General features: G+C 58.7%; 15 protein-coding genes. 5 read left to right on the top strand and 10 right to left on the bottom strand.

The window, feature by feature from the left end:
* Positions 1-377 precede the first annotated feature (377 nt).
* On the top strand, positions 378-2,024 hold the full coding sequence (locus tag ACFRFQ_RS18810; protein ID WP_378660694.1) for an FAD-dependent monooxygenase: 1,647 nt from the start codon (positions 378-380) through the stop codon (positions 2,022-2,024).
* A 259-nt stretch (positions 2,025-2,283) separates the two neighbouring features.
* Here ACFRFQ_RS18810 and ACFRFQ_RS18805 read toward each other — a convergent pair whose 3' ends face one another.
* From ACFRFQ_RS18805 to ACFRFQ_RS18770, 8 genes are all read right to left on the bottom strand, one after another.
* Positions 2,284-3,237: an amidohydrolase family protein gene (locus ACFRFQ_RS18805; protein WP_378660692.1), complete on the bottom strand. Its 954-nt coding sequence runs from the start codon at positions 3,235-3,237 to the stop codon at positions 2,284-2,286.
* Between the two features lie 32 nt (positions 3,238-3,269).
* Positions 3,270-4,040 carry an ABC transporter ATP-binding protein gene (locus ACFRFQ_RS18800; RefSeq protein ID WP_378660690.1) on the bottom strand — a complete coding sequence of 257 codons (771 nt, stop codon included), beginning with the start codon at positions 4,038-4,040 and terminating at the stop codon, positions 3,270-3,272.
* Positions 4,037-4,858, bottom strand: coding sequence for an ABC transporter permease (locus ACFRFQ_RS18795; protein WP_378661569.1), 822 nt, complete (start codon positions 4,856-4,858; stop codon positions 4,037-4,039). The genes ACFRFQ_RS18800 and ACFRFQ_RS18795 overlap by 4 nt, the downstream gene beginning before the upstream one ends.
* A gap of 2 nt (positions 4,859-4,860) precedes the next feature.
* A complete protein-coding gene (locus tag ACFRFQ_RS18790) occupies positions 4,861-5,910 on the bottom strand; it encodes an ABC transporter substrate-binding protein (protein WP_378660687.1) in 1,050 nt (349 codons plus the stop codon).
* Between the two features lie 107 nt (positions 5,911-6,017).
* Positions 6,018-6,938, bottom strand: coding sequence for a LysR substrate-binding domain-containing protein (locus ACFRFQ_RS18785; protein ID WP_378660684.1), 921 nt, complete (start codon positions 6,936-6,938; stop codon positions 6,018-6,020).
* Positions 6,939-7,110: 172 nt separating this feature from the next.
* A complete protein-coding gene (locus tag ACFRFQ_RS18780; RefSeq protein ID WP_378660682.1) occupies positions 7,111-8,142 on the bottom strand; it encodes a VOC family protein in 1,032 nt (343 codons plus the stop codon).
* A 17-nt stretch (positions 8,143-8,159) separates the two neighbouring features.
* Entirely contained in the window at positions 8,160-9,014 is an 855-nt protein-coding gene (locus ACFRFQ_RS18775) for an alpha/beta fold hydrolase (protein ID WP_378660679.1), read from the bottom strand.
* 52 nt (positions 9,015-9,066) lie between these two features.
* A complete protein-coding gene (locus tag ACFRFQ_RS18770) occupies positions 9,067-10,650 on the bottom strand; it encodes a bifunctional 3-(3-hydroxy-phenyl)propionate/3-hydroxycinnamic acid hydroxylase (protein ID WP_378660677.1) in 1,584 nt (527 codons plus the stop codon).
* A gap of 154 nt (positions 10,651-10,804) precedes the next feature.
* Here ACFRFQ_RS18770 and ACFRFQ_RS18765 point away from each other — a divergent pair, with 154 nt between their 5' ends.
* The 4 genes from ACFRFQ_RS18765 (at position 10,805) to ACFRFQ_RS18750 (ending at position 14,666) form a co-directional block, all read left to right on the top strand.
* Positions 10,805-11,464 (top strand): TetR/AcrR family transcriptional regulator, encoded by a 660-nt coding sequence (locus ACFRFQ_RS18765; protein ID WP_378660674.1) that lies wholly within the window; start codon positions 10,805-10,807, stop codon positions 11,462-11,464.
* Complete coding sequence (locus ACFRFQ_RS18760) at positions 11,461-12,423, top strand: amidohydrolase family protein (protein ID WP_378660672.1); 963 nt, start codon at positions 11,461-11,463, stop codon at positions 12,421-12,423. The genes ACFRFQ_RS18765 and ACFRFQ_RS18760 overlap by 4 nt, the downstream gene beginning before the upstream one ends.
* A gap of 214 nt (positions 12,424-12,637) precedes the next feature.
* Positions 12,638-13,744, top strand: coding sequence for an amidohydrolase family protein (locus ACFRFQ_RS18755; RefSeq protein WP_378660669.1), 1,107 nt, complete (start codon positions 12,638-12,640; stop codon positions 13,742-13,744).
* Between the two features lie 292 nt (positions 13,745-14,036).
* A complete protein-coding gene (locus ACFRFQ_RS18750) occupies positions 14,037-14,666 on the top strand; it encodes a TetR/AcrR family transcriptional regulator (RefSeq protein WP_378660666.1) in 630 nt (209 codons plus the stop codon).
* On the opposite strand, the gene ACFRFQ_RS18745 is transcribed toward ACFRFQ_RS18750, so the two are convergent.
* The gene (locus ACFRFQ_RS18745; protein WP_378660663.1) at positions 14,667-16,220 is read right to left on the bottom strand and encodes a glycosyl hydrolase family 79 C-terminal domain-containing protein; all 1,554 of its coding nucleotides are present in this window, start codon (positions 16,218-16,220) and stop codon (positions 14,667-14,669) included. It lies immediately after the preceding gene.
* 535 nt (positions 16,221-16,755) lie between these two features.
* Entirely contained in the window at positions 16,756-17,454 is a 699-nt protein-coding gene (locus tag ACFRFQ_RS18740) for a TetR/AcrR family transcriptional regulator (RefSeq protein WP_378660660.1), read from the bottom strand.
* Positions 17,455-17,592: the final 138 nt, after the last annotated feature.

Below are 17,592 nucleotides of genomic sequence, written 5' to 3'. Positions count from 1 at the left end.
AAATTAGCGTCGAGTGCCCCGATGGCCTGACTCTCGACCTCGTGGTCGCCCATCGGGCGTACCGAATTGGTGCTTGACTCGAATATGTCCCGGCCATATTGTGGTGCTGCGCCTTTCTGTAGTGATCGTTACGGAAAGGTGGAGAGTTGATTCTGTTGACGACGTCTTGCCGTGTGTCGAACGGGCGAAGGGAAGGGCGCGTTCTGGCTGGAAAGTATTACTATGCATCGTCTTTGGGGAGAGTGCACATGGTCTTGTTTCTGTGGTAGCGCTCTCGGCCGACGATGTGTGGTCATCTGTACGACGTCACTTCTGTTGATCTTTCAACGCCCACGGCCATTGCTTGTACTTGTCCCACATATCTGGAGGGTTAGACCATGGATGCGTCAATCATCATCGCGGGAGCAGGGCCAGTCGGGACATGCCTGGCAATCGACGCCGCGATGCGGGGACTCGACGTGATAATTGTCGAACCGCGGGCGGCCAGCGATCCACCTGATGCGAAGTGCAACACAATCGCTGCGCGGACCATGGAGACCTTTCGGCGTTTCGGCATCGCAGAAGAGGTTCGGGCTGCGGGACTACCAGATACCTATCCAACCGATACCATCTATGCGACGAGTCTTGCAGGTCCAGAACTGACACGCATCGTGATGCCGGCCCGCATCGAGCGTAGCCAACCTGGATTTCATGACAGTGATTGGCCTACACCTGAATTCATGGTGCGCGAAAGCCAGCTCTGGCTCGAACCTATCCTTCGAAAGAAGATGATGTCACTCACCAATATCCGGTTCTTACCGCGGACGGAGGTTGTTGGATATACCCAGGACGGCGACGGTGTCACCGTTCAATGCCGCGGACTGGACGAGGATCAGGTGTTCGAGCTTAGGGGATTGTATCTGGCAGGGTGCGATGGTGGCGCAAGTCGGGTACGAAAGACGATGAACGTGAAACTCAGCGGTGACGCTGAAATTGCACGTACTCGCACGACTCTGGTCCGTTCGCAGTCGATCAGGGAGCTCTTCGGCGATCGTCGGCCGGCGTGGATGAGCTGGGTCGTAAACCACAAAGTGCGTGGCAATGTCGTAGCCATCGACGGGGAGGAACTGTGGTTAGTTCATCGGGCACTGTCTGACGGCGAAAAAGACTTCGAGGCGATCGATCTCGAACAGTCGATTCGCGATGTGCTGGGTGTCGATGCCGACTTTCCCTTCGAAGTGATCCGTCACGAGGATTGGGTTGGTCGACGATTGGTCGCCGAGAGTTTCCGCGACGGAAGGGTCTTCATCGCAGGTGATGCCGCTCACCTGTGGGTACCGTTCGCGGGCTACGGGATGAATGCCGGCATTGCGGACGCGATGAACCTGTCGTGGGTGTTGTCTGCGGTCGTCAACGGTTGGGCTGACCCTGCGATGGTCGATGCCTATGAGGCCGAACGCGCCCCGATTACAGACCAGGTCTCTCGGTTCGCGATGGCAAACCTGGAAGCGAACATGGCGGCGATCTCAGGAAGGACCGTACCGACGTTCCTCAGCGCGCCGAACTTCTTCGCGCGCCTGCTCCGTCGGCGGCTCGGCAAGAAACTGTTCGATATCAATCTCGCGCAGATGTCACCAGAAGGACTCAATTTCGGCTATTTCTACGAAGGTTCGCCAATTATCGTCGGCGACGGCGAGAAAGCCCCAGCGTACGACATGGGTAAGCACGTCAAATCGACAGTTCCGGGATGCCGACTCCCACACTTTTTCGTCGGGGGCACCAGCATCTTGGACCTCCTCGGGCCCGATTACACGATCATCCGTTTCGATCGAACGGTAGATGTATCGGCTATCGTCCGCAGCGGACTCCCTGTCAAGGTCGTCGACGTAGACAATCCGCCACACTCGGCATTCGTGCACAAACTCCTGATCGTCCGTGCTGATAGCCACGTTGCCTGGCGCGCCGATGCACTACCCGATGACATCGGGCAACTCGTTGACCGCCTGCGCGGACGAACCTGCAGAGATCGTACGACTGTCTCTTGAATCGGCGGTTGCCACATCTGGTCGAAAAGTACTCTGGCACTGCGTGAATCCGCGTATCTGAGGTGCAGGTTCCAGTGGACCTGGATGACATCAAAGGGCGGGCGCTTGCGGCGTCCGCCCTTTGATATTTGGTCGCAGTGTCGATGAGGTGGCAGTTCTACTCCTGCGTTGAGGTCTCATAAACCTCAACGGTTTTGCCGTTCGATCGACCTCCGGATGAATCGGAGTTGCCCTCTACACAACTCCGATTCACAGCGAACTAGTGCATCGCCGCGCGTGCGAATCGCGGGAACAGTCGCCCCGCGTTGAGATTGTTGACTGCGGCGTGGTCAATCGCATCGTATTCGTCAAACGCCTTGGTGAATGTCTTTGATCGTTCGGCCGGAGCGTACGGAAAGTCGCTGCCGTACAAGATCCGGTCGGGTTCGGCGAATGCCGTAAGGCTGGGCAATGCCGAATCCGATGCTGACAGTGCCGTATCGAAATAAAAGGTGCGCAACAGTCGCAGGCCGTCCGTCGAGTCCCCGACTGGAGAGGCGCCGACCGCGACCCGGGCTGCGGCGAAGGGCAGGAAACCGCCGGCGTGCGAGAGGATGAACTTGATTTTCGGAAACGAGTCGAGGGTGCCGGTGCGTGCCAGATTGATCGCAGCTCGGGTCGTATCCAGCAGGAAGTCCGCAACGTACGGAGGAATACCTTCGACCGGAACGGCCGGCAGAGAAGACGGGTGGACGAACACCACGGCCTCGCGAGAGTTCAAGTACTCCATCAACGGAAGGTACTGTGCATCACCGAGATACACACCGCGAGTATTCGACAGGAGTACAACTCCATCAGCCGCGAGGGTGTCGAGCGCATAGCCCGCTTCGGCGATTGATCCGTCCATGTCAAGCGAAGGGACAGTGGCAAAGAAGCCGAACGTACCAGGATTGTCTGCTGTGATTGTTGCGGAGTACTCGTTCACCTGTCGCGCCATTGAGCGTGCTTCGTCAGGGCATCCGGGCTCGACGCCAGGGGTGGAGACAGACAGAATCGCGGTAGCGACGTCCGTGGAATCCATGAGCTCGAGCGCGGCGTCGCGAGTCCATTCCGGGATCGCCTTGCCGCCGGCAGTCAGCCCTTTGTCCTGCAACCATTTTCGATAGAAAGGCGGAACCACGTGGTGGTGGGTGTCGATTCGTCCCGGCGTGGAATGGGAATTGGCCGTGTTCATGAAAGTGTCCTCGAGTTTACGTGCGGGGGTGGTCAGTTGTGGAGCATGCGCCAGATTCGGCGCTCCTCCGTTGCCAACTCAGGGCTGTGTTGAAATTCCTCGGTCCGTGGGCGCGGTGCTGTCACCGGCACGATCTCGCGGATCGCGCCAGGGTGAGCGGACATCACGGCGATGCGATCGGACAGGAACACGGCTTCGCGGATATCGTGTGTCACCAATACTCCAGTGGTTCCGACCTGGGAAAGGATCCGAGACACATCGATCTGAAGTTTTTCCCTGGTCAGCGCATCGAGCGCACTGAATGGTTCGTCAAGCAGTAGAACGTCCGGGCGAACCGCGAGAGCGCGTGCCACGTTGACACGCTGCTGCATTCCGCCTGAGATCTGGTCGGGGTAGAAGTCTGCGTAACGACTCAATCCCGTGAGATCGAGTAATTCATCGACCGCATGATTGCGCTCCTGCTTGTTCGCGTAGATATTGCGTCCTGCTGCAAGTGTGAGCCCGAACGCGACGTTGCTGCGGACGTTGTACCAAGGCAGCAGCGACGCACGCTGGAACACGTAGCTCATGCGTGGTGTCGCCCCGCTGTCGGTCTGATTGAGCACAGTTCCAGTGGTTGCCACGTCCAAGCCTTGAATGATGCGAAGCAGCGTCGTCTTACCGCATCCAGACGGTCCGACGATAGCGAGGAACTCTCCCTGTTCGACCGTCAGTGATACGCCTTCGAGGACTGGGGCGTTGTTGCCGAACGTCTTTCCGACATCGGTCAGGGTCAGGGCTGGTGCGGTGAGCGTGGTGGTCATGGAGTGACTCCTCGGTATGCACGTCGTTCGAAATATTCCAGGGCGGCACTGGACGCGATACCCAGGAACGCCAAAAGCAGTGTTACCGCGAAGATGTCGACCGTGTTGAAGGCCTGTGCGGATCGTTGCAGGTTTAATCCGAGACCCTTACTGGCACCGAACAAATCTGCGACCACAACTCCGATGAGACCGCGGCCGACTGCGAGTCGGAGTCCGGTGAGAATAAAGGGTGTCGAACCGGGAAACAGAACTCGGGTGAAGGTCTCGAATCGGTTGGCCTTGTACACAATTGCGAGTTCTTTGTGGTCGATGCCGACGGCACGTGCTCCCGAGACCGTATTGATGAGAATGGGAAAAATCACCAGTGCGATCACGACCGCAATCTTCGACGTGAGTCCGAATCCGAAGATGATGATGAACAGGGGGGCCAGACCGATGATCGGTGTTGCGTAGAGAGCGTTCACCCACGGGTTGGCGAGTTTGTAGAGGAGCGGACTGGCACCGATTGCCAGACCCAGTGGGATCGCAACCGCGGCCGCGAGGATGTAGCCGACGGCGAATCCTTGCAGGCTGACAGACAGGTCGGGCCAGATCTCACCGGTGACGATCATCTCGAAAAGTCTGGCCAGGATCTCGCTGGGGGCGACGATGATCAATCTGCTGGGCTCGATGACGCGGACAAGGATTTCCCACAGCGCCAGCCCTGAGAGAATAGATAACAGTCCGTACGGAATTTTGTTGCGATGTTGCTTCTTTCGCGAAGAATCCGTACCTGGAGTGGTGGTGTTCGGGCTCGTGCCGTGGGCGAGGTCGGTCATGGTCACTGGACATCCGCGATTGCTCGGTCTGCGAACGTGTAATCCATGTATTCGTCTTCGGAGATGGAATCCTTGAGCAGTCCGAGGTCGAGGTATGCCTGAACGGTGGCGTCGAAAGCGCCGTCAACATGGTGGAAGTCGGCAGGAAACAGACCGCTGTCGGAATTCTTGTCGTAGTAGTACAGTTCGAGGGCCTTTTTGATCGACTCGGGGCTTTCGCCACTGATCTCCGATGTACGCTTTGCAACATCATCTGCATTCGCCGGATCCTGGACGTACTGACGCGCTGCTGCAATGGCTTTCAAATATGCGACCACCTGATCAGGTTCCGATTCGGTCCATCGTTTCGAGGCCTCGATGTCTGTCGTCATCAAGATCGGTGCCCCGCCTCCGGAAGGCGTAAAACCGAGGTCGGTGAAGCCTGATTCAATGAGGCCGTACGCAGGCGGGTAGGCCGCAATAGTGGCCGCGGCTTGGCCGTTCTTGACGGCGGCAACACGTTGAGGAGTAGCGCCCAGCGCAACGTATTCGAGGTCTGTCTTGGGATTCAATCCGGCTTCGCTCGCCAGGCGATCAAAGACGCTTCGAGTAATGTCGCTTACCGAACCCAGAGCGATGGTCTTTCCTCTGAGATCGTCCCAGGTCTTTACGTCGGCGCCGGCTACCACTGTCCAGATCGAAGCGTCTGTGTTGGCGCCGATTCCGACAACCGGACCGCCCTGGGATGCAGCGACGATGCCGTCGGCCCCGATGTGAGCGACCTGAACGTCTCCGGACATCAGTCCGGCGATGGCGTCGGATCCTTTCGTTACCGAGACGTACTTCTCCACGCTGAGGCCCTCGGATTCGAAGAAACCGAGTTGGTCGGCGAGATGCGGAAGCATGCCGGTGGTGACGCCGCCGTTGCTCTGCTCGGCGATCACGATGCTGGCGAGTCCGGAATCCGACGATGCCGAGTCGGAGGACCCACACGCGGTGAGAGCCAGTGATGTGACTGCGGCGAGGGCGAACCCATGTGCCAGGCGTCTCTGGTGCCAGTTTCGGTTGAACATCTGCGCTCCTACGTTGCTTTGTGACTTGAGTCTCAACGTAGGGCTATTTATCCAATAGGTCTAATACAAAGTTTGTCACCAATTCATAGCCAAGACGCTATCTATTCTCAGCGGAGTTGTTCTGCGATCGACTCGACGATGACGGCCTTGAGTCGACGCTGTAGGGCGGTGAGTTTGTGATCGCGGCGCTGCACGAAGTAGAGGTTGTCTCTGATGTCAGCACCTGCGATCTCGATCTCACGGAGAGTGCCTTGCTTGAGTTCACTCTCGATGGACGTCCTCCAGAGCAGGCACACGCCCAGGTCCTGTCCTACGGCGTACTTAATGGATTCGGCACTGCCGAGCTCGATCGACACCTTCCTGTCGGATAGGCCCAATGAGGCCAATGCGGCATCCTGGCTCTGGCGAATCGCCAAACCTGCAGGTGGAGAAACGAATTCCAGATCGGCTAGCTGTTCGGCATTGATTCGCGTTGGAATCGCCGTGTTCGACGCAGCTGCTGCTAGGGTGAATCGCGGTCTGCCGAGAAGGTGTGTCTCGAAGATTCGGGCATCATGCGCGAGTTCGGTTCCGACGACGGCGAAATCAACCCAGCCTGAAGTCAGTCGGTCCAGCGCTGCCTCGACCGACGCGATCATCAGGGTGAGATTCGCTGCGGGATTTTCCTTGCGGAAGGTAACCAATGGAGCTGGGAGCAGCGAGTTTCCTGCCGACATGCTTGCTGCGATACTTGCGGACCCGGTTATCCCTTGTCCGAGTCCTTCGAGATCTTTGGCCAGCTCGACTCGGCCACGAAGTACCTCGACTGCCCACCGATGGACTGCTTCGCCTGCTTCGGTCAATTTGAGGCCACGACCGTCCCGCGTGAAGAGGTCGGTCCCCATTCGCAGCTGCATCGACTTGAGATGGGCGCTGACGACAGGTTGAGACAGATAGAGTGCCTCCGCTGCCTTACCGACACCGCCGAGTTCGACAACTTTGCAGAATACGTCGATCTTCTGCAGTGAAATGCGATTGTCTAGGTCCATGGGTTAACAGTAAGGCTATGAGTTAGATCAATGCCTAATGCTGCGGCTATATGTTGGGGCGCGCTCGCGTGCTGCAGCAGTGGTGTCGACAGCGTCGTCGATGGCGTCGGCGGCAACACGACACCAGCGTCTGGTCGGGGACAGCGGCCCCGGTGAGAGACCCGGTCAAGAACTAGGCGTTGCGGGTTCTCGAATCGCGAATGCCGTTGCCACTGATTGCCGGAACTGTTTCCTCCTTGGCTAGAAGCGAAGTGCCGGCGGTTCTGAACTGTGTGAGCTTGTCGACGATCGTTTGTCCGACCATCGAATGGCCCCAGATGCTAATTCCCTTGTGGGTGCTCGGTTCCCAGGTGTTCTCGTCGATCACGATGGGATTCCAACCGACTTCCCATTCGAAGCCTGACGGTGTGATGGCGTAGTAGGAAAGTTCGCGATCGTTGGTGTGTTGGCCGACCGATAGCGCCATGCGAAATCCGAGTTCCTTGACTCGTGTGTATGAACGTGTCATGTCGTCGAGTTCGGCGACCTGGATGTTCAAGTGCTGTACGCGGGTTCGAATAGGGTCGATTGGAAGTCCTCGAACAGCTGCGATCGCCACCGAATGGTGGCGTTCGTTCACTCGGAGGAATCGGATCTTGAGCTTGACGCCGTTCATCGTTTCGTCGATGTAGTCGGAGAGTCGGGCGTCGAAGAGGGTGTTGTAGTAGCCACGGATCTGCGCGGGCTTCTTCGAGGTGATGGCTACGTGGCCCATACCGCCTTCGCCGGTGACGAACGCTGCAGTGTGCATCTGCAGGGGCTGGGCCGAGGTAAGCGCCTTTGTGAATATCTCTTGGACTATGCCTTTGGGTCCAGGGAAGCGAAGGAGGCGCTCGACGCCGCGTAGCGCTGTCTCCTCGGATGTGCCCTCGTGGATCGGGACGCCGTGGCTGGTGACTCGCGAGACGATGCGGTCGACGGTGCTGTGGTCGTCGACGTGCCATCCCATGGTGATGACGTCTTCGGCGGGGCCGTGTTGAAGAAGGAATCGGCATTCGTTGTCGTCGAGACGGAATCGCATGGTGTTCGAGTCGAGTTCGTCGAGGTGCATTCCGATGGCGTCTTTGCCGAATCGTCGCCATTCGCTGAACTTTTGTGTCTCGATAACCAGGTAGCCGAGGTGGACGTTTCCGAACACGGATGGGCTCAATCGTGGTGTAGGCATCGAAAAATCCCGTCGGATCAGGCGTTGAGGAACGCGCGAGTGATGTCGTTGAAGAAGTCTGCGCGTTCCCATTGCACCCAGTGGCCTGTCTTGGCGACAGTGAGTACGTCGCAGTTCGGCATCCGCTCGGCGAGCAATTTGCCACCGCTGGGCCTGTTGACCTTGTCGGCTGCGCCCCAGATCACCAGCGTGGGTGTCGCGAGCGTTTCGAGTCGGTTGTCGCGAGTGAAGTCCATCCGCCACATTGTCTTGAGCGCGTCCTTTCCGGACGGACGCCGCAACGGGGGATCGGCAACGACGACGGGGTCGATACTCGCTTCGTAACGCAGATCGATGAGGTCGGACGGTACGGATTCGCCTTCGTAGACCAGGTATTGACGGATGAAGTTCTCGAGCTTCTGACGTGACGGACCGGTTCCGGTGTAGTACGAGAGCAAGCTTTGCAGACCCGGGGTAGGTAAGCCGCGGGTTGTTCCGATGCCGCCCGGTCCCATCAAAACCATACGATCGACGCGATTCGGGGAATCGAGTGCGAGTCGCAGAGCACACGCGCCGCCGTATGAGTTGCCGACCAGGTGAGCGCTGTCGATGTCGAGGGCATCGAGTAGACCTCGAATGGCGTTCGCAAGGTATCCGAACGGGTCGGCCTGGTCGACCCCTTTGCTCGACTGTCCGTATCCGGGCAGGTCGGGAACGATCACGCGGAACGACTCAGCGAGATCTTCGATGTTCCGTGAGTAGTTCGAGACGCCCGAGGCGCCTGGGCCGCCGCCATGGAGTAGCACGACGACGGGACCTTCGCCGCTCTCTGCGTAGAAGATCGACTTGCCGTTGACCGTGATTGTCTTTTCGATCATGTTCTCGATACTCATCTTTGAACTCCACAGAGGTTGTAGTTAGCGGGAACTGCGCGCAAGTCGGCAGTTACGGGTGCACGGACAATCCGTGTGGCGGAGGAGGCAGGATGTCATCGTCGCCGGCCGCCGCATAAACGAATCCGTCGGGCCGTATGGCGATGGCGGTCACCTTCTTCTGTTCCATCCACTTGAACAGGAGGCCTTCGGTATCGACGATTGCGTTCGGTGTGCTGACGGACCCGGAACGCAGCAGTCGTACTGCCGGTGCGCCGGCGGTCGTCCACTGCCCCCACGGGCGTGCCGACCCGATGTGTACCACCGTCCATCGGTTGCCGAGAACGTTGTCGAGCCGTTCATGGTTGCCCTTTTCGTCGAGCACCCAGGGTTGGGGGATCTGCCAGCCGGTCGCACGGTTCTTGACCGGCGACTGAAAGCCTTTCGGGTAGTGAGCATGTGGGATCCACCGTCGTTCACGCATCCAGGCAGGGAATCCGGGGATGCGCATTCCGACCCGAAATGCATGATTTCTTGCGATCGCGCGAACCGGGTGGCGTTCGGTTATGATGCGCCCCACCGAAACTGCGCGTTTGGTAGTTTCGCGCACGTGGGGCATTCTCTCGGTTTGATAGGAGTCGAGCACGGAGTCAGGCAGCGATCCGGACAGGACCGCTCCGAGTTTCCAACAGAGGTTGGCGGCGTCTCTGACGCCTGCCGACATTCCCTGACCAATCCAGGGCGGCATGGCATGAGCGGCGTCGCCGGCGAGGAAGACCCGACCCACGCGCCAGCGGTCAGCGAATCGTACGTGGTGGCTGTAGACGACGGCTCTCAGAATCTTCACTTCGTCCGAGGTAATTCCCTGATTGTTCAGTACCCGCCAGATTGCCGCGTGCGTGACCAACTTCTTCTCGTCTTCACCGTCGCGAACCGGGAATTCCCAGCGATGATGTCCAAGTGGGGTGGGGCAGTCGACCGTCGGACGAGCCGGATTGCAGTGGAAGCGCAGATTGTCGTGTCCAGGCCATTCCGTGAGTACCTTTGTGTCGATGACGACCCATCGTTCTCCGAAAGTCTTTCCTTCGTAGCCGATTCCGAGCTGCCCGCGGATAGGGCTCGATCCGCCGTCAGCGGCGATCACGTACGAAGCACGGACACGCTTGAACGCGTCGATGCGAAGGTCGGCGAGGAGTAGCTCAACGCCGGTGTCGTCCTGCTTGACCCGTAGACATTCGTGTTCGAGTAGCAGTTCTACGTTCGGGAAGCGGTCGGTGCCGACGCGTAAGACTTTCTCGACAGCTGGCTGATAGATGAACTGTTGCGGCGGCCAACCGGAACCTCGCGAGACGGAGTTCATTTCGATGAACGGATTGCCATCCGCGTCGACGAAGGCGACGGGTCGACCACCGAGCATGTCGGCATCGAGTTGATCAGCCAGTCCAACTTGTTGCCAGATTCGCAGTACTTCCTCGTCGGTGGAAATCGCACGAGCTCGACTGTAGATATCCGGATCACGTTCGACGACGAGAACCCTGAGGCCCTGCTGGCCTAAGAGATTCGCTGCGGTCACTCCCGTCGGCCCATAGCCGACGATCGCGACATCGTAAGGTGCGTCGTCGCGTGCAGTCTCGGACGCAGGGGGATGGACGGTCATGTCGAGACCTCTCGTCATGTGATGGTGGGCGCCCGCGGTGCGCGTGGCACGAAGCCGAAAAATCGGGGGCTTGTTCCCGTAGCGATCATTACAGTAGGGTCATGTGAAGTGAGAGTCAACACACAACTTCAGGTAGGAGGAATCAGTGGTTGACATGTCGAAGCCCCGGAAGCGCAGAGCCAACGGGGAAGAGTCACGCCGCAAGATTCTCGATGCCGCAGAGGTTGTCGCCAGCGAACGTGGTTATGACGGAACAAGTATTGCGCTGGTCAGCAAAAAGAGTGGATTGCCGGCCAGTTCGATCTACTGGCATTTCAAGGACAAGGACGATCTGGTTGCCGCGGTGATCGAGCGAAGTTTCGGGACGTGGCTCGCGGCCGTTGCGATCCCGGATGGAGATGACCCGCGTGAGCAGGTTTCGGAGATGTCCATGCGGATTGTGAAATCTTTGCTTGATACGCCGCACTTTCTGCGGCTCGGGTTGATGCTTGCGCTCGAACGGCGTCCTGAAGAACTTCGCGCACGAACGGCGTTCCTCGAGGTCCGGGATCGCGCATTCGAACAGATTTCGACAACCTTGCGGGACTTCATGCCGGGACTGGACGACGGGTCCGTCAGGCTCCTCACAACCTATGCTATTTCGGCTGCAGATGGCCTCTTCATAGCCCGCGAAATCGGCGGTGATTCCGTCGACTTGGTTGCCTTGTTCGACTTGCACGCTCGCGTGGTCTACGACGCCGCGGCTCGACTGAAAGCCGAAGTGCGCACGAGGAATAGCGATTCAGATACCGAAACGGAGATCTCCACGTCATGAACCATCCGGACAGGATTGACGTTCATCAGCACATCCTTCCGCCCGAGTACAGTCAATGGCTTCGTCGGCAAGGTGTCGCGGGGGCGGGTGGCATCGATCTGCCTCGCTGGACCGTTGATGGCGCTCTCGAGGTGATGGAGGCGTTCGGAACGACCCGATCGATCTTGTCCGTTTCCACACCGGGCGTGCACCTCGGCGATGACAGAGAAGCTCGCGCCATGGCCCGCGTGGTCAATGACTACGCGGCGCAGGTTGTCAGTGAACATCACGACAAATTCGGCTTCTTCGCCACACTTACCCTGCCCGACGTCGATGGAGCGATCGCGGAAGCGAATCGAGCTTTCATCGAGCTGGGTGCCGACGGAGTGGTGCTGATTGCGAATTCGCGAGGCACATATCTCGGCGACCCCTCGTTCGATCCGTTGATGGAAGAGCTCAACCAACACAACGCTGTGGTGTTTGTTCATCCCGGTGAGCTTCCCGGCGAATCGGTTGACGGAATTCCTTCCTTCGCAATGGATTTCTTGCTCGATACCACCCGTGCCGCGTTCAATCTTGTCAAGTGCAACATCCCGCGACGTTTTCCCAACATAAGGTTCGTGCTCTCCCATGCGGGTGGATTCCTTCCCTACGCCTCTCACCGAATCTCGCTCGCGATGGTGGCAACCGGCGCTCGCGATCCCTTCGAAGCGTTGCGTGACTTCGCGGACTTTTACTACGACACAGCCTTGTCGGGGAGCCCGGCAGCGTTGCCGAGCTTGCTCGCTTTCGCAAATCCCGGGCACGTTCTCTACGGCAGCGATTGGCCATTCGCGCCGGTTGCGGCGGGGACTTACTTCAACAGCCTCCTCGATAGCACCGAGACATTGGATGACACAACCCGAGTGGAGATCAATCATCGCAATGCAGAGGTTCTCTTTCGCCGATTCGCCTCACGCCTGACAGTGAACGATGCGTGATGACAATTGCACTCTCGATCACCACAGCGCTCCTGATGCCTGGGCATCACTGTGCCCGATTGCGGGTGCATTGTAAGCCGCGAACACCGTTGCCCCGCTGATTTCAGTTGTGGCACAGCGCTACCTACGAACGTCTTGCTCACGCGCTGGCGGCGATTGCTGCGGCCAGTCGACATTGCAGGTCATCGCACTTCCTCCTATCGCAAGGACAATGATGGACAACAACATGCGCATGAGTCGACGAGGTGTGCTGGGTGCGGCTGTCGCAGGAGTGGGGTTGGCGGCAACTGGCCAGTCATACGCTTCGGCGAGTACCAGTCCGGCACGGACTGCGCTACCGAGTGGCGCCTATCGAATCGACATGCATTCGCACTTCCTCCCGCCGGAGTACCGCGCAGCACTCGTCAGCCGCGGAATGCTCACCATTGGGGGATATCCGCTCCCTGACTGGGGTCCACTTGCTGCTGTCGAGTTCCAGGATCGGTACGGGATCGCGGCCCAGGTCCTGTCGGTATCGGATCCCGGTGTCGAATTCTTGGAACCAGCCGACGCCAATACGATGGCGCGATATTGCAACGCTTATGCCGCTGAATTGATTCGCTCCCAACCAACCAGGTTCGGAGCCCTCGCTGTCTTGCCGATGCATGATATCCGCGCTGCGATCGACGAATTGGTCTACGCACTGGACACACTGCATCTCGACGGTGTCGTGCTGCTGTCCGCGTATGACGGCGTCTACCTCGGCGATCCCCGTTTCGAAGCCTTGATGTTCGAACTCAACCGGCGGAAGGCGTATGTGTTCGTGCACCCCGCGAGCATTCCGGCTGGATCCAAACCGGCGCTTCCTCTACCGGACTTCCTGGCGGAGTTTACGTTCGACACGACTCGCGCAGCGACACTCCTGATGGCCACGGGGACTCGCGACCGATATCCCGACATTCGCTTTCAACTGGCACATGCCGGTGGCACATTGCCCTACCTCGCCCACCGGATCGGAGTGGCATCACAAACTCCGATCGGTGACGCCTGGCCGGCGCAACTGCCGGCGCCCTCGCTGCTCGGCATCGGCAGACTGGTGAGCAGCTATTACTACGACACAGCCCTCAGCGCGGCGCCGGCATCGATGAAGTGTGCACTGCAGGTCTCGGATCTCAGCAAGATCGTTTTCGGTAGCGACTGGCCGTTCAGTACGTTGACCCTACTCGGATCAGGTGACCCCCAGCCAGAACTGAGCGAGACTTTCAGCGCAGATGAGCGCGTTCAGATCGAACGAGGCAATGCACTTCGTGAACTACCAGGGCTAGCCGAGCGAATCGGCTGAATTCCGACGAGACTGACTGGGCTGCAGATAATTTCAACTCTTGGAATTTTGTGCCACAGTCCTACGCCCCGTCCCTCGGAACAATTCGGTACAAGGTCTTGCGTCTCGCTGCACACCGCGAGACGCAAGACCTGTTTTCGCTGCGACTTCAATCGCGCTCGTTGTCGTAGCAGACGGACGAACGATGCCTTGATCTGCTTGCCCGAATCGAACCGAGAGATGTCCACACTTACCCTTTCGCTAGGCTTCGTGTGGTGTTCACTCAGGCACCGCGGCTGGTAGAGGAGACCACGTGAGCACAGATCCGAAGACACGGAAGCGCCGGGTCAACGGCGAGGAGTCGCGACGGAAGATACTCGATGCGGCAGCATCGGTGGCGAGCGAGCGTGGGTACGACGGCACCAGTATCGCGCTGGTCAGCAAAGCATGTGGGCTGCCGGCGAGTTCGATCTACTGGCATTTCAAAGACAAAGACGATCTGATTGCCGCCGTCATCGAGCGGAGTTTCGGTACCTGGCTGGCGGCCGTGAACGTTCCTGACGGCGACAGCCCACGTGAACGAATTGCCGAGATGTCCATGCAGATCGCCAGTGCTCTACTCGAGACACCGGACTTCCTCCGCCTCGGCCTGATGCTAGCGCTCGAAAAGCGGCCGGAGGAAGTCCGTGCCCGGACGATGTTCCTATCTGTCCGCGACGAGGCGAACCGCAGAATCGCGGCGACGATGCGCGACTTCGCTCCGGAACTCAGCGAGCATGCGGTCAAATTGCTGACGACTTATGCGATTTCGGCTGCCGACGGATTGTTCGTCGCCAAGGAAATCGGCGGTGACGACGTGGACCTGATATCGCTGTTCGAACTGCACGCGCACCTTGTCTACGACGCTGCACTCAGATTGGCTGCACAGAGCGCCGCTCGCTGATCAATCAACCGAGAGAAGTACGGCACTCGGACCATCGATTCTCACCTGGAAGCGGTAGTCATTGCTTCGAATCTCCTCATTCGCAATCGGAGTGAAGGTACCGTCCCTGGCAACGACAGATCCAGCGAATGAGGTGGCCTCGGTGGCGTCAGCGCTCGGAGCGGTCAGTCGTTGGACGTGAGCTGCAGTGCCGTCATGCCCGTCAATCTGGACGTAGATGTCTCCGGTGAATGTGGGATCCATATTGTCGACGATCACCTTTACGGTGCCATCCGGCATCTGCACCGCGTGGCTGGTGATGTGTGATTCACCGGAATCGACTGTCGTAGGGAGAATTTGGCCACCGGCAAGGCCGCTGACCATGAGCGCGCCGTAGTAATTCGGATTCACTTGGGCGTTGCCCGCCAGTCTCGCAGCGTCGTCGGCGAAACAGACCAGGGAGTAACTTTCACAATCGTTGGGTTGATTGTGGAGATTGACACTGACAACTCCCTCGCGCGCGGCAGTCATCAGATAGTCCACCGTCCACAACGCGGCACCGAACGAATTCGTGACTCCTTCTCGTCCTTCCTTGGCCACGGAATTGGTTTCAGTCAGCCGTGGCTCAAGACCGGCAGATTCGGCTGTAGCAACGAAGTCCCGAATGAACGTTGTTTGCTTGTCGGCGTTCTTGCGGGACATCAGCTTTTCGATCGAGGGGAGTCCGCCGATGAATTCGGAACTACCCGAGGAGAATCCGAGTCGCGCGGTGTTGATGAATGGGTAGTAGTGCTGGTTGAGATACTGGCTTTCCGACCCGAACGCCTCAATGTAGGGTCCGAGCCAAGGATTGACCAGGGCCTCGGAGAGCAGCGGGTCGAGGATCTCGTTGCCGACAGATGCGCCGGCAGTGTTCGGTCCCTCGATCCGAACCTCCGGTGCTGCTGCGCGAATTGCAGTGCGGTAAATCTGTGCATCGGTGATATACGTCGATGGGATATATATTTTGCGGTCACCGGACTTGGTGATCGGCGCAAGCATGTAAAAATTGGGTTCGTTTCCGATTTGGATCGAACGAAGTGAATCCCCGATTCGGGCTTGGGCTTCCCGGGCTTGGTCAGCCGCTGCGGCTGGATCGAAGTGGCCAAGATTTACACCGAGATCGACGCTCCATCCGGTGGCCTCGGCGAGTGCCCCCACTCGTGAAAGATCCTCGGGTGTGACGTGCTGTCCATTCTTTGCCCAGTTCGGGACAGAAGCGGCTGGATCTGGCATCCAAGCTGTGTTGTCCACTTGGTTCGCGGAGAACCGAAGGTTGCCTGCCCCAAAGTTTTCGAGCAGCGTGTCGATGTTGCCGAAGGCTGGGTCGATCCACTCCTCGTGCATGAGGTCGGCCTCGAAAGACAGACCGAGAAAGTCTGGCGCGATGGTGCGACCGGGGCGGGACGTATCTACGTGGATGACGACGTCGGCGTTGGGTTCGGCCGTGGCCGGAACTGCGGAAAGCGAGAGCGGCAGTGCAAGGCAGATTCCCACCGTTGAGAATCGGTATGTCCGAATGAGTTTCGAGCGCATCAAACAGCGTCCTTCTTGTGTTTGTCGGGCGAGCCGGCGTACGACTGTGTCGTGCCTCGCAAGTGACAATAATGTAATGATCGTTACAGGACTGGAGATTGGCAAAAATAGGCAAGACTGGGAGAGCGGTATCGCTGGCTTCGGTGAAGTACGTTGCCCCAAAGGCTGGATTTCCGCGCTATGGGGTCGGTTCCGCGAGTGGTCGACCATGATCCCTTATCGGATTGGCTGTAGTGGTGTGGGCGAAATGTTGCCGCTGGGCGGCCCAGTCTCTCGGCTGCGCCGTGTTCGAGCAAACTGTGTGCCTTCGCGAACGCCTCGTGGAGTCGAGCACGCAATGACGAGGTGGTATCGATGAGTTGCCTCAAACCGTTGTCACGATCAGTTCACGTGTTTGTGCTGTGTGCAGAGCCCTGGCAGCGGGCGCAGGGAGATGATCGTTCCCACCGTCACGGCAATTGTCGGTGACAGGACGTCGACCTAGCCAGCGCGGTTCGACTCGGTTCACGGAAATACAGCAGCGAGACTTGGCACTTTAGAGGTGTTCACGCAACCGGCCGGCGTATCCGTCAAGCAGCGTCGTAGTGCGAGAAGCAAGTTCAGCTGTTGACCCAATCCATCCCAGAATCCGAATCGATGCGTCGGCAATGACGTCGGGAGATGTGGGGATTCCGGTTCCTTCGGTTTCAGCGTCTGACCTGGTGTTGATCACGGTCTCGACGAGACGGAATGGTAGTTGCGCAGTGCGGAGATCGACGTCGCGGTCGGGATTGATCTGGACCAGCGCGTCTCGAGCGAATTCTGTGTACAGATTCATGAGTGTGCCGCGTTGCGCTCGGAACGGCTCGAATCGTTCGGTCCGCAGCTCCGGCAGCAGGTAGAGGGCACCAAGATTCCATCGGGACGCCGCGAGTTGCTGCGCGTCGAACCAGGCCAGGGCGTACATACGCACCGCGGCGGGTTCCGGACTCTCGCGCATTTCCTGCGCAAAGGCCAAGGGCGAGGTGACTGTCCCGACAAGAAGAGCCGTCAACAGGTCGTCCTTGTTGGCGAAGTGGTGGTAGAGCGATGCCTGCCGGATCCCTACCGCATCGGCGATCATCCGAGTGGACGTGCTGGTGAAGCCGCCGGTGGTGAACAACTCGGCTGCCGCATCGAGAATTTCGTCGCGTGCCGTTGCGCCGGGACGCTTGCGTGTCGACAGCCGTGGGCGGCCGGCTCCGGTGGTGGTCATGACTCCATCCTTCTACCGCTGTGCGCCTTTATTAACCGCGGGGGGTTGGCAGATTCGGGTGGTTGTCGCAACGTGCCTGATCATTAACGGGTGATGGTGTTGATGGTGGGTCGTCCTGCGTATTCGCATGAGGTTCGG

It is taken from the genome of Rhodococcus sp. NPDC056743, from assembly GCF_042790355.1.
Classification (GTDB): domain Bacteria; phylum Actinomycetota; class Actinomycetes; order Mycobacteriales; family Mycobacteriaceae; genus Rhodococcus_F.
The sequence above is the reverse complement of the archived record's forward strand: the minus strand, read 5'-3'. Positions and strand labels throughout refer to the sequence as shown.

What these genes read in the sequence shown, in the direction of transcription:
- ACFRFQ_RS18810 (WP_378660694.1), top strand. Translation starts at nt 378, where the DNA reads ATGGATGCGTCAATCATCATCGCGGGAGCAGGGCCAGTCGGGACATGC.
- ACFRFQ_RS18740 (WP_378660660.1), bottom strand. Translation starts at nt 17,454, where the DNA reads ATGACCACCACCGGAGCCGGCCGCCCACGGCTGTCGACACGCAAGCGT.
- ACFRFQ_RS18775 (WP_378660679.1), bottom strand. Translation starts at nt 9,014, where the DNA reads ATGAGTATCGAGAACATGATCGAAAAGACAATCACGGTCAACGGCAAG.
- ACFRFQ_RS18765 (WP_378660674.1), top strand. Translation starts at nt 10,805, where the DNA reads ATGTCGAAGCCCCGGAAGCGCAGAGCCAACGGGGAAGAGTCACGCCGC.
- ACFRFQ_RS18795 (WP_378661569.1), bottom strand. Translation starts at nt 4,858, where the DNA reads ATGACCGACCTCGCCCACGGCACGAGCCCGAACACCACCACTCCAGGT.
- ACFRFQ_RS18760 (WP_378660672.1), top strand. Translation starts at nt 11,461, where the DNA reads ATGAACCATCCGGACAGGATTGACGTTCATCAGCACATCCTTCCGCCC.
- ACFRFQ_RS18780 (WP_378660682.1), bottom strand. Translation starts at nt 8,142, where the DNA reads ATGCCTACACCACGATTGAGCCCATCCGTGTTCGGAAACGTCCACCTC.
- ACFRFQ_RS18755 (WP_378660669.1), top strand. Translation starts at nt 12,638, where the DNA reads ATGGACAACAACATGCGCATGAGTCGACGAGGTGTGCTGGGTGCGGCT.
- ACFRFQ_RS18785 (WP_378660684.1), bottom strand. Translation starts at nt 6,938, where the DNA reads ATGGACCTAGACAATCGCATTTCACTGCAGAAGATCGACGTATTCTGC.
- ACFRFQ_RS18805 (WP_378660692.1), bottom strand. Translation starts at nt 3,237, where the DNA reads ATGAACACGGCCAATTCCCATTCCACGCCGGGACGAATCGACACCCAC.
- ACFRFQ_RS18745 (WP_378660663.1), bottom strand. Translation starts at nt 16,220, where the DNA reads ATGCGCTCGAAACTCATTCGGACATACCGATTCTCAACGGTGGGAATC.
- ACFRFQ_RS18800 (WP_378660690.1), bottom strand. Translation starts at nt 4,040, where the DNA reads ATGACCACCACGCTCACCGCACCAGCCCTGACCCTGACCGATGTCGGA.
- ACFRFQ_RS18790 (WP_378660687.1), bottom strand. Translation starts at nt 5,910, where the DNA reads ATGTTCAACCGAAACTGGCACCAGAGACGCCTGGCACATGGGTTCGCC.
- ACFRFQ_RS18770 (WP_378660677.1), bottom strand. Translation starts at nt 10,650, where the DNA reads ATGACCGTCCATCCCCCTGCGTCCGAGACTGCACGCGACGACGCACCT.